This window comes from Providencia sp. UF-183 (genome assembly GCF_058246155.1).
Genome location: NZ_JBSICD010000028.1, coordinates 49241 through 60194, shown reverse-complemented (window position 1 = coordinate 60194; position 10954 = coordinate 49241). Strand labels below are relative to the sequence as shown.

Here is a 10954-nt window from a genome sequence, read left to right as displayed (position 1 = left end):
CACATAAACACATAAACACATAAACACATAAACACATAAACACATAAACACATAAACACATAAACACATAAACACATGATGGATGATGCTTTTGTGCTTATTTAACTGAGGTAGATATGAAAATAGTTTCTTTTTTAAACCCTAAAGGTGGCTCAGGTAAAACTACTGCTGTTATCAATATTGCTACCGCAATGAAAAGAACTGGATTTAATTTAGCTGTTGTTGATACAGATCCGCAAATGAGCTTAACAAATTGGAGTAAGGATGGGAGCTGTTGTTTTGATGTCTATACCGCATCGTCAGAAAAGGATGTATATAGTATTCGTAAAGATCTAAGTGATTTTGATTATGTGATTGTGGATGGCGCAGGTTCTTTATCCGTTATAACTTCAGCGGCTGTTATGGTCAGTGATTTAGTTATTATTCCTGTGACACCAAGCCCGCTAGATTTTTCAGCGGCTGGAAGTGTAACCGCAGTTCTTGAAGCTCAATCTTATAATCGAAAGGTGGAGTCACGATTTCTTATTACCAGAAAAATTGATCAAGCCACCATGCTTAATGTTTTGAAGGAAAATCTAAAAGAGCTAGGAATTCAAACATTAAAAACAGCAATATCTCAGCGGCAGGTATATATAAAATCTATCTTACAAGGTGATAGTGTTTTTGAATCAAGCGATAGTGCTTCTAAAGGTGAAATTGAGGTATTAACAAAAGAGATTATTAATATCCTTGGGTAAACACACAAACACACAAACACATAAACACATAAACACATAAACACATAAACACATAAACACATAAACACATAAACACATAAACACATAAACATATATTTTGCATTTATATTTATAATAGTAAAATAATTCAAGGGGATAGAAAATGGCTCTGAAAAAAGTAGAAAGCAATATTAATAAAATGAAGTTTGGTGAACATCGTGATTTAGATAGTATTCTCACAAATAAAGGTAAAACAAAGAGAATTAATGTTGATTTGGATGAAGATGTTCAGACTCGCTTTAAAGCTGCTTGTGCTAAACAGAATACAACTATTAAAGATATAATCAGCCAGTTTGTCGATGATTGGTTACGTGAAAATGAGTAAATTAGATTTTATAAGTTAGGCTATGCTGTATTAGCAAAATTTATTAGCCTTAAAATTAGATGTTAATGATAAATACAATATTTACAGAGTTCATTGTGAGAATTATAACATCCGTTAGTACTCAAAAAATTTAAGATAATTCAAGTTGGAATCGAGGGCATTGGGGTACAACAGGAAAAAAACAGGCGGAGTTGTCGATTTAAGTGCGCCCAGCCGTCAAAAAAACTCATGGGATTAGTGCCAGTCGGAGACGTTTGGGGGATTGGCCGTAAACTGGCAAAACGCTTAAATCAAAATGGGATTGAAACTGCCCTGGATTTAAGTCGGCTGCCAACGTCCCAGGCACGTAAACTGTATTCCGTCGTTTTAGAACGAACGGTACGAGAGTTGAACGGAGAATCGTGTCTTCAGTTGGAAGAAATCGCACCCGCCAAGCAACAAATTATTTGCTCTCGTTCGTTTGGCCATAAAGTCATGGGCTACGAGTTAGTTCGCCAATCGGTGTGTGCGTTTGCTGAACGTGCAGCAGAAAAACTGCGTGAAGAAAAACAGTATTGTCGGTTAGTCACATTGTGGGTACAGAGTAGCCATTTTTCTCATCATGAACCGCACTATTATCGACAAGAAACCCAAGTGCTCGTTTATCCCACACAAGATACGCGCGAGATTATTCAGGCGGCTGTTTCTTTGTTTGAGCGACTTTGGCTCCCCAATGTGAAATACAGTAAAAGTGGCATATTGCTCAGTGAATTTTCTCCTTCAGGGGAAGTGCAATTGAATTTGTTTGAGAATGGTCAGGTATTTCGCAAAAGTGGCGAATTAATGCGGACGATTGACCAAATAAATCATGGAAAAGGCGCTATCTGGTTTGCAGGCCAGGGAATACAATCGCAATCTGCCTTATGGAAAATGAAACAGCAATTTCTTTCGCCGCGTTGGACAACGCAATTTTCGGACATTCCTATCGTCAAATGCTAATCACCAGTTGATGTTTTTTTAAGCACTTTTGATATTCATTCATTAATCAAACTATTATCCCTGTTACTAACAGGGCTATTTCAAGTTATCCACTGTTTTTGTGGATACGCCTTTTTTGAGTTATGGGGCAACGGCTTCATACTGGCATTGAGCCAGGCTTAAGCCGAACGCCGGATTGACCCCATTTACACACAGTTGGCGCAGGTTCCCCGTACACTTTCGTTCTCGCGCCTTTTTGGGGCTCGTTCACTGGTTCGCCAAATGTGGAAAATGGGGACAACTGGCTTGAAAGGTCAACCGCTGCGCCTTTGTACGTTTTCAACGTGGCGCAAAGGGCAGGGGTGCAGCTCCCTGAGGGACCGCCCCTGATTCACTGCTTAGCGTTGCTAAGCGTTAATGGCGACTTGCCGTTCGCTTCTCTCGCTGCAAGTCGGGTGCTGTCATCTTCATCACCTGTGTGATTAATCTTTCATCGAGTCCCTCCGCTTGGCCTAAAACATAGCCTCATCTCGTCATACAGCAAGCGTAAAGTGCACTCCACCAAAATTCTTGTCGCTGCGCTTTCCAACAATTTTGTTTCCGCCCTTGCTTCCTTCCTCGTCTCGGCTATGTACGGCTTTTGCAGCGGAGGAACTCAACGAAAGAAATCATTAACACCGAGGAGGATTCAAAAATGTCATCACATCAAAACCTTGCAGCTCCAGAATCTAACGAAAGAAGGGTTAAAACCCCACTGACGCATGACCAAAAAGCGGATTTATTGCATTACATTGCGCCGTTAACACGGTTATTGGCGTTATTCGAGGGGGGTGTTTCACCGGAGTTATACGACGAAGAAATCACGCTGCACAGTGATGCATTCGATTCCAACAGTATTTTTATGAAAGACGGCTATCCGATTGGCTTTAGTGACAATTTAAACAACATGTTCTATCTGCGTCCTGAACTCATTCAGGCATCTTAGGTGTTAAGGGAGTTCATGAGCCTCCCTTAGCAAAGACACATTAAAACAATAGAGGTATCAATTATGTCTACATTAGAAACTATCATTAACCCAAAACAACGTAAAGCGAAAAAAGGCACAAAATCCGCACAGGCCGACGCGATTTATCAGGCGTTAGACAGCATGGAAGCACATGTATTGCCGTTATCGGTATTGGTACAAAGTGAACTCAATGTGCGTAAACGCCCAATCGATGAAAAAGCCTTGTCAGAACTGGCAGACAGTATTCAAGCGGTCGGGGTGTTACAAAACTTGGTGGTTTACCCGATGGACAATGACGTCTACGGGGTTGCTGCGGGTCAACGTCGTTTACTGGCGTTACAGCAATTGGTTGCAAAAGGACATTTAGCGTCGAGTTTCCCTGTGCCTGTCAAAGTGGTTTCAGAGTCCGATGCGCTGATTATTTCCCTGACGGAAAACAGCCAACGTGAAGCCATGCATCCAGCCGACCAACTTCATGCGTTTATCGAGCTACAAAAAACAGGGAAAAATGCGTCTGAAATCGGTGACTTATTAGGGTTTAGCACTCACCACGTGAAAAAATGTCTGCGTTTGGCCAATATGGCGCCCGAGCTGTTAGCCGAATTAGATGCGGATAATATCACCTTAGACCAGCTGCAAGCGTTAGCCGGAACGCCTGACCATGACCGCCAAGTCATGGTATGGAACAATGCAATGGGTTGGAAAAAAGAGCCACGTTACTTACGTGAAGCGATTGAAGAAACCAAAACCCCCGTCGAAAATAATCGACTGGTGAAGTTTGTGGGGTTGGATACCTACGAGCAAGCAGGAGGAACTCTTGAAATTGATCTCTTTACCGAAGCCGGATTTATTGAAAACGCCCCACTATTAGAAAAATTGGCACTCGATAAACTCACTGTCTGTGCGGAGCTGTTAGCCGATTTTGAGGGTTGGCAATGGAGCTTAGCACGCCTAGAACGCCCTAATTTCTACGGGGATGAAAGCCATAAATTCACATTAAGCAGCAGTCGTAACAAGGATTTCAAACCGACATGGCAAACGCAAATTGATGAACTTAATGCACAAGTTGAGTCATTAGAACAACTTGCTGACCAAGAAACGGATAGTGAGAAACAACGTCAGTTAGAAGAGCAATTGGAAGACTGTACATCTCAGTACGAAAGTTTGGTGGAAGACAGTGATGACCGTTGTGCGATTTTAGCTTGGTTGGAGGATGAAAAGGCAACAAAAGGGATAGTGGTCTACCTCGACCGTGACGGTGAGCCGTGTGTGGTTCGTGGTGTGATTGACCTAGAGCAGCAGGAAACGCAGAACAGCGAAGAGGAAAGTACCACTGAAAATCTGAGTGGGCAATCAACGACTCAAGTTGAGACGGTTTCTACCTACAGTGCAGCATTGTATAAAAGTCTCTCTTCCGAGCGCACATTAGCAGTACAAGCCGCATTAACTCAGCACCCGAATGTGGCACTGGCGATTTTAGTTCACGATGCGTGTATTCAGGTGTTTGGCTCTCCGTATGCCAAAACCGCGTTTAACATTAATTTTTCACGCTCTCAAGAGGAGTTACTCAAAAATGCCCCGACCGCCCAAGACAGTGAAGCATTGCAATTATTAAATACGCAATTTGAGTCATGGTCTGCCCGTCTCCCCGACGCATGGCAAGCGGATTTCTCATGGTTGTTGTCATGGGAGCAAGCGGATTTAGTCGCATTACTGGCGTTTTGTTCCGCACAAACCCTAAATGAAGTGAACCATCAGGCTCCGCATGATAACACGTTAGCTAAAGCCTTGCGTCCAATTGAACAGGCGATTGCCTTCGATTTCCGCCAGTGGTGGCAGCCAACCAAAGCGAATTTCTTTGGGCGTATCAGTAAAGAGCAAATCAGGGCGTGTTTAAACAGTGATGGATTTACAGGGAAAGGTTTTGATGTCTCAGGGATGAAAAAGGGGGATGCCGCTCAATTAGCCGAAGATATGTTGAAGCCTGGGAGGTGGTTGCCTGAATGTCTACGTAATGTCACCCATAACACCGATATCGATAACGCTGAATAATCAACATGGAGACACTGCCCTGAAAAGGGCAGTGTGGAACATCATGACAACCATTCCTAACCATTTATCCCTTGTGCCTTTTAATGACCGTCAATATGCCGCTGCTAAAGCCATCCTTTTTGTCGAAGATAAAATGCAAAAAGGGCAATACCAAAAACGCTATCCGTATGCGTGTGCGTTAATTCGCTTTTTTACGGGCAATAAAGGGGCAATAACCGCTAAAGATTTGCACTTTACGTTGGTGTTATCTTTTGATGATAAACGTGAAATGCCGTCAAAAAATCGCTATCTTGCCGCCCTTGATACGTTTATTCAGTCCCGTGGTTATATTTGTCCGTTGCCGTTGTGTGATCATCATGTGCGCGATTTTTTTCCTGAGCTGGATTACCGCGACCGTGAACGGCAGGGGCGAAAAATTCAGTCTCAAGTCCAAGTTGTGAGCCGTGCCCGACAAAAAGCCCAAATTAAAGCGCAGCAACAGTATCAAAATCGATTAGCTCAAGCTGAAATTGAGTTAGCCTTTATTACCCCCAGTGAATTTAAATCGTGGTACAACCGGTTTAATCATGATGGGATTGAAGAGTATGATTTGATTGAATTGCTTGTAAACTGGACGACGCGATTTAACAATTTAAACTTACGAAAATACCTTGATTTTGCCCCGTTGTGGTCGGCTCTCTTGGATTTCAATGACGATATCGATACCCGATCATACGGTGAGCAATTACTGGATAATTATGCCATTCCCAATAAATTAATCGGTTAAAAGGGCGTTGACGATGAATGAATGGAATGTGGTTTTACTCGAAACTGAAGACAGTTTGGTGCTAATGATGCGAGGCGAGCACACAAAAGAAACGGTCATTAACTCAGCGATTGCGGCTAATGAAATTTCACAGAGTGACCGTGAAACGTGGTTAGCCTGTGAAGATATCAACGTGGGTTATTACAAGGCGGTGCCTAGAGAAGGCTATGCCACCTATTATTCCCCCTCGAGTCAGGACGTTAAAGGCGCGTTTTTGGCAACCAGTCTTGTGCTATTTTAAGGTTGAGAGCCAATTAGTGAGTTGATGATGCAATTAAAAAGCAAACACACACAATGTGTTCATTGTTATTACAATGGCTCCTTTTTATCTGCTGCATATCACTTCGAGTCGGGGCAATGATGCCTTTAATGGGGAGATGACGGATAACAGTACACCGTTGGGTGGTGTGCGATTAACCTCCCTAAAAACCGTCTATTGTGGGGAGTGTCATCGACCGTTATGAACCGTTGAAGAACGAAAGCAATAAAGGGCTGTTCGGGTAAACCCGAACAGCCCTTTATCTTTCTAAAAACGGGGATAATCCGCTAGTCTTTGCGTTTGAGAGCCGTGGGTTTTATTAAAAAAAAATGAGATTTTACTGAGGTCGCGATTACATATCGTTGTTTTTAGTTGTAAAAACAATGAGATGAAGATTTTTAGCAAAAGTTTAAATCAAACTTCATTTATCAAAAAAATACAATAACCCCTAATGGGTTCCTACGGCAGCTCGACGTTATCGAGCTGTCGCCTACACTCCAACGCCATTCGTTTTACTAATGGGTTTCCGCAGAGCCGCAAGCGTCTCTGTCCTTCGGATAGCAAGCGAAACCTAACTGCACGGCATTTCGTGCTTCGCACGGCCGTTAAGGACGCCACGCGTTGCGTGTCGGCCGAATTCATCCTTATCTACAGGTTTTTATCTCTCTGTAAGTACTTCCGCTCGGGCTTAAACATAGCCTCAACTCGTCATACAGCAAGCGTAAAGTGCACTCCAGCAAAATTCTTGTCGCTGCGCTTTCCAACAATTTTGCTTCCGCCCTTGCTTCCTTCCTCGTCTCAGCTATGCACGCCCTTGCCGCGAAAGAACTCACAGAGAGATGATTTAAAACTCGCAGGTAAACCAGGATGCCTTCGGAGAACGTCAAAACCGCCGCTCCTGAATCTTCAGAAAGATAATTTTAAAGGAAAAAATATGAAGCTCAAAAATTTCAATAAAGACAGTTGGGTAGCAAAATGCGAACAAGCCCACAAAGAAGCGTCTAAAGGATGCGGATTAAGTGATGTTTTATTTCAGGAACGATTTAACCAATTGGTAGATAGAGCAATAAACGCTTTACCAAACAGACACCATAAAAAAGCCATCCTAATTGCAAAAAAACTGGGTTATCAGCCGTTTGATACAACAGAAGAAATTGAAAATGATTTTGACTTGGGAATTTGCTCACACGGCATTGCCATAGATTGTTGTCCCGCTGGCTGTGGAGAAATCTAATTATTCTAATAAGAACAATTCCTACTGACTAATCAGAGTGAGTAGGAATTATCGCTACGAGATTCTATCCATTAACCATCAATAAGGAGTTTTTATATGTATCACGCATTAGAGCAGTACGAAACAGACAGTTACCAAGAAACCCAAAGCGCGGAATTGATGTATTGGATAGGGCGTGAACAAGCGGCTAAAACTGCCCCGACAGAAATCACCTTAATGCAATTTATGGATGCATTATCCGTTATGCCCCCGTTGGATTGGCAAGGCAATAACAATACGGAGTCCTTTAAATTGCAAGAGATGTTTTTAGGCAACGTGACTGACATTTTCGTCAAAGTGGACGGGCGCTATTTCACGTTTAGGGATGTATCAACGTTATCTCACGCGCAAATTATTTCGCGTGTGCGTTGTGCTGGATTACTGGCGCAACAATGAAAAAAGCAGGCTTTCGCCTGCTTAATCCGAGCCGAGAGAGACTTTCGCACAGGAACTCTCGGCATCAACTCACTCAAAGGAGTAGCTCCTATGAACTCAACAATCATGGCATACGCTGCCAACCCTGTAAAGCCCCAAATGCCCGTCGCGTCAAAACGTCGGGTCATGCGTCACGATATCGCGATTAGTGATATTGAGCCTACCTATCGGGCAATGGCGCGACATATCGACAAACAACTTAAACGCAAACAGCCCGTTCGCATCCCTGCAATGAATAACCATTGTTTGGGGCAACTCTTGCGCTGTTTGGAACTGCGTAAATCGTGGATTTAAGTTAACTCACTGCCCCTTTTAGGGGCAGTTTTGGAGCGTCGATATGTCACAATTGAGTTTTTTTGATGTAGATTTAAGCCACCCTGTGAAAACACCCAGTCCTATCATCTCAGGCTCACCCAGTAAGATAGACACAAAGACAGACAAAACAGTCGAAAAAGCAACCCTAACAATGGCTCGCACCAAGTCAAAGCGTGATTTTCACACCGAGTTTATTCAATTATTTAATCAAACCGCACGTTATCACAGTCGCTTAGATGTATTTCGGGATTTTATTCATGTTGCCGCGATTTCATTAGAAAACAGTGTAAAACAGTGCCCTGAATTGGAACAAACCTATTTTAACGTGATTGCGCGTTATGAAAGCGCTGATTTGGATGCGTTCGCGAAACTATTAGCCCTTTGTGTTAACGCCTTAGACCAGCAAGCCACCGATTTTTTAGGGGCGGTGTTTATGTCCCTTGAGTTAGGCGAAGGGGCGTGGGGACAATTTTTCACGCCATTTCACGTTAGCCAGCTCATGAGTGATCTCATAATCGGGGATTGTGGGGCGATAATTGAACAAAATGGCTATATCAGTGTGTCCGAGCCAACGTGCGGGGCGGGCGGAATGGTCATTGCTTGTGCCAATTCTGTGTTACAACAAGGTTTTAATCCGCAAATGCACATGATCGCAGTGTGTACCGATATTGATGAGGTTGCCGCCCGAATGTGCTACGTCCAACTGGCATTATTGGGGATACCTGCCATTGTGAATATTGGCAACAGTTTAACGCTGGACGTTCGTCAAACGCTGTATACCCCGATGTTAATGTTAAATTCATTTCGCTTTAAATCCTTTTTAACAGCCTAATTCACGTTATTTCAAGGGGATTTGTTCCCCTTTTTTTGCGCATCGGCTTAATCCTGGCATCGAGCCAGGCTCAATCCGACAACGCCAACCCTGCGCCTTTTTACGCTGACGCGTGGCGCAAAGGGCAGGGATGCAAGCTCCCTGTGGGAGCTGCCCCTGATAAACCGCTTAACGTTGTTAAGCTCAAAGGACGCCTTGCGGTTCGATTCTCTCGCCGCAAGTCGGGTTGTGTCATTTTCAGCCACTGTGTTGTTAATCTTTCGCCAAGCCCCTCCGCTTGGGCTTAAACATAGACTCAACTCCTCATCCAGCAAGGGTAAAGTGCACTCCACCAAAATTCTTGCCGCTGCGCTTTCCAACAATTTTGCCTCCGCCCTTGCTTCCTTCCTCATTTCGTCTATGCACGCCCTTTGCAGCGCAGGAACTCGACGAAAGAAATCATTAACCCAAAGGAGGCACTAAAATGACTCAACAACAAAACCTTGCAGCGAGAGAATCTAACGAAAGAAATGTAAAAGACGAAACCGTCATCACCGCTATTGAGGTGAAGAATGCTCAAGCTCGTTTAAAATTTTTACCTTCAAAATTAGGGCGGTACTGTATTGCCTTTGAAAATGCAATCTATAACTGGATGACTCGGAACGCCGTAGCCTATAACGGCGGCTATTGGGATTTTTATACATTGTCGAATGGCGGTTTTTATCTGCAACCGACAAAAGGCTATATGCTCACTTCACCGAATGGATTTATGGACGATGTAAGTGCTCAAGAAGCGGGGATTATTGTCACCTTAATGATGTTAAGTCATTTTTCATTTGTGACCTATGAAAAAGAGCATCACGAAGATTGTGAGCGTATTTCTGCTTATTTTCATCAATTACGGGATTTTATTTTCACATTATCCCCTGAATCACAAACCAAAATATTAAACGCCATTGATTAACACTATCCCGCGCAAGTCTCAGGCTTGCGCTTCATTGAACATCATCAATCAATAAATCAGAAAAAGGTAAATGAATATGGAACAGCAAACATTATTATCAGTTGGTCAAGTGGTTTACACTAATTCATATCATCTCGGCAAGGGGGTTATTGTTAATATTTATGGTGAGCAAAAACCACAAAGTATCAAGAATATGTATAATGTTATGGTCACAGGGGGCAATGCGGAATTTGATATCGTATTCTTTAATGGAAATAAATCAAATCGTTTACCGGAAAGTATTTTACACGGCGTACAATGGAAAATTGAAAATGAAACGGTTGATAAAGAAACCATTAAATTATTAATTGAAAAAGCTGAGGCACATGAACAAGCCGAGAAAGCCGAAGAAGAACGAAAGATAAATGAATTTAAACAAGGTGTCGAATTCCAAAAAAGCAACAAAGAATATTCGCACTTAACACAGATAACCTCTAATTCAGATAAGAAAGTCAAAATAGTCGGTAAAAATATCCGTGCTGAGTTAAAAAAACATTTTCCAAAAACAAAATTTTCAGTTCGTAAACAATACTACAGTACTTACCATGTTTCATGGTCAGATGGTCCAACAGTGGAGGAAGTCGAATCTATAATCAATAAATATGAAACATCGCGTTTTGATAGTTATACCGATTATCATTATAGTGAGACATCACCTTTTAATGTAGTTTATGGTGGTGCTGATTATGTTTTTACACATCGGGATTACAGTGATGAAATAATCGCATTGGCTATCAAATCATTGATTGAAAAATATGGCGAGTCATATGAGTTTGATACCGCGCTAATGACGGTTGAAAATTATCATCAAGGAATATTATACAAAATAGGACGAGAACAAATTATTGGGAATGATGGGATAGGTGGAGAAATTGGTCGAGTATTAAGAAAAACCAGTTATTAAAGAAAGCGCGCCTAAAGGCGCGTTTCTCGTTTT

General features: G+C 42.4%; 14 protein-coding genes. 13 read left to right on the top strand and 1 reads right to left on the bottom strand.

The genetic code is table 11. The features are described from left to right. The first annotated feature begins 116 nt into the window (after positions 1-116). From AC4IFT_RS20205 to AC4IFT_RS20195, 3 genes are all read left to right on the top strand, one after another. On the top strand, positions 117-737 hold the full coding sequence (locus AC4IFT_RS20205; RefSeq protein ID WP_490752528.1) for an AAA family ATPase: 621 nt from the start codon (positions 117-119) through the stop codon (positions 735-737). A gap of 142 nt (positions 738-879) precedes the next feature. Next, the gene (locus AC4IFT_RS20200; protein ID WP_490752526.1) at positions 880-1101 is read left to right on the top strand and encodes a plasmid partition protein ParG; all 222 of its coding nucleotides are present in this window, start codon (positions 880-882) and stop codon (positions 1099-1101) included. Between the two features lie 228 nt (positions 1102-1329). Further along, on the top strand, positions 1330-2079 hold the full coding sequence (locus AC4IFT_RS20195; RefSeq protein WP_490752524.1) for a DinB/UmuC family translesion DNA polymerase: 750 nt from the start codon (positions 1330-1332) through the stop codon (positions 2077-2079). A gap of 136 nt (positions 2080-2215) precedes the next feature. On the opposite strand, the gene AC4IFT_RS20190 is transcribed toward AC4IFT_RS20195, so the two are convergent. Next, a complete protein-coding gene (locus AC4IFT_RS20190) occupies positions 2216-2401 on the bottom strand; it encodes a hypothetical protein (RefSeq protein WP_490752522.1) in 186 nt (61 codons plus the stop codon). A gap of 351 nt (positions 2402-2752) precedes the next feature. Here AC4IFT_RS20190 and AC4IFT_RS20185 point away from each other — a divergent pair, with 351 nt between their 5' ends. From AC4IFT_RS20185 to AC4IFT_RS20140, 10 genes are all read left to right on the top strand, one after another. Next, positions 2753-3043, top strand: coding sequence for a hypothetical protein (locus AC4IFT_RS20185; protein WP_490752520.1), 291 nt, complete (start codon positions 2753-2755; stop codon positions 3041-3043). Between the two features lie 63 nt (positions 3044-3106). Next, positions 3107-5116: a ParB/RepB/Spo0J family partition protein gene (locus AC4IFT_RS20180; RefSeq protein WP_490752518.1), complete on the top strand. Its 2010-nt coding sequence runs from the start codon at positions 3107-3109 to the stop codon at positions 5114-5116. Between the two features lie 43 nt (positions 5117-5159). Further along, positions 5160-5882 carry a plasmid SOS inhibition protein A gene (locus AC4IFT_RS20175; RefSeq protein ID WP_490752516.1) on the top strand — a complete coding sequence of 241 codons (723 nt, stop codon included), beginning with the start codon at positions 5160-5162 and terminating at the stop codon, positions 5880-5882. Between the two features lie 13 nt (positions 5883-5895). Next, the gene (locus AC4IFT_RS20170; RefSeq protein WP_490752514.1) at positions 5896-6162 is read left to right on the top strand and encodes a hypothetical protein; all 267 of its coding nucleotides are present in this window, start codon (positions 5896-5898) and stop codon (positions 6160-6162) included. A 952-nt stretch (positions 6163-7114) separates the two neighbouring features. After that, entirely contained in the window at positions 7115-7414 is a 300-nt protein-coding gene (locus AC4IFT_RS20165) for a hypothetical protein (protein WP_490752512.1), read from the top strand. Between the two features lie 96 nt (positions 7415-7510). Further along, a complete protein-coding gene (locus AC4IFT_RS20160) occupies positions 7511-7849 on the top strand; it encodes a hypothetical protein (protein WP_110592849.1) in 339 nt (112 codons plus the stop codon). Positions 7850-7939: 90 nt separating this feature from the next. Further along, positions 7940-8182: a hypothetical protein gene (locus tag AC4IFT_RS20155; RefSeq protein WP_094962789.1), complete on the top strand. Its 243-nt coding sequence runs from the start codon at positions 7940-7942 to the stop codon at positions 8180-8182. Positions 8183-8225: 43 nt separating this feature from the next. Next, entirely contained in the window at positions 8226-9035 is an 810-nt protein-coding gene (locus AC4IFT_RS20150) for an N-6 DNA methylase (RefSeq protein ID WP_490752510.1), read from the top strand. A gap of 463 nt (positions 9036-9498) precedes the next feature. Further along, complete coding sequence (locus AC4IFT_RS20145; protein WP_490752509.1) at positions 9499-9978, top strand: antirestriction protein; 480 nt, start codon at positions 9499-9501, stop codon at positions 9976-9978. Between the two features lie 76 nt (positions 9979-10054). Then, positions 10055-10921, top strand: coding sequence for an LPD29 domain-containing protein (locus AC4IFT_RS20140; RefSeq protein WP_490752507.1), 867 nt, complete (start codon positions 10055-10057; stop codon positions 10919-10921). The last annotated feature ends 33 nt before the right edge of the window (positions 10922-10954 follow it).

Coding starts and splice junctions, on each gene's coding strand:
- AC4IFT_RS20155 (WP_094962789.1), top strand. CDS start 7,940: ATGAACTCAACAATCATGGCATACGCTGCCAACCCTGTAAAGCCCCAA.
- AC4IFT_RS20200 (WP_490752526.1), top strand. CDS start 880: ATGGCTCTGAAAAAAGTAGAAAGCAATATTAATAAAATGAAGTTTGGT.
- AC4IFT_RS20150 (WP_490752510.1), top strand. CDS start 8,226: ATGTCACAATTGAGTTTTTTTGATGTAGATTTAAGCCACCCTGTGAAA.
- AC4IFT_RS20185 (WP_490752520.1), top strand. CDS start 2,753: ATGTCATCACATCAAAACCTTGCAGCTCCAGAATCTAACGAAAGAAGG.
- AC4IFT_RS20205 (WP_490752528.1), top strand. CDS start 117: ATGAAAATAGTTTCTTTTTTAAACCCTAAAGGTGGCTCAGGTAAAACT.
- AC4IFT_RS20175 (WP_490752516.1), top strand. CDS start 5,160: ATGACAACCATTCCTAACCATTTATCCCTTGTGCCTTTTAATGACCGT.
- AC4IFT_RS20180 (WP_490752518.1), top strand. CDS start 3,107: ATGTCTACATTAGAAACTATCATTAACCCAAAACAACGTAAAGCGAAA.
- AC4IFT_RS20170 (WP_490752514.1), top strand. CDS start 5,896: ATGAATGAATGGAATGTGGTTTTACTCGAAACTGAAGACAGTTTGGTG.
- AC4IFT_RS20140 (WP_490752507.1), top strand. CDS start 10,055: ATGGAACAGCAAACATTATTATCAGTTGGTCAAGTGGTTTACACTAAT.
- AC4IFT_RS20195 (WP_490752524.1), top strand. CDS start 1,330: ATGGGATTAGTGCCAGTCGGAGACGTTTGGGGGATTGGCCGTAAACTG.
- AC4IFT_RS20145 (WP_490752509.1), top strand. CDS start 9,499: ATGACTCAACAACAAAACCTTGCAGCGAGAGAATCTAACGAAAGAAAT.
- AC4IFT_RS20165 (WP_490752512.1), top strand. CDS start 7,115: ATGAAGCTCAAAAATTTCAATAAAGACAGTTGGGTAGCAAAATGCGAA.
- AC4IFT_RS20160 (WP_110592849.1), top strand. CDS start 7,511: ATGTATCACGCATTAGAGCAGTACGAAACAGACAGTTACCAAGAAACC.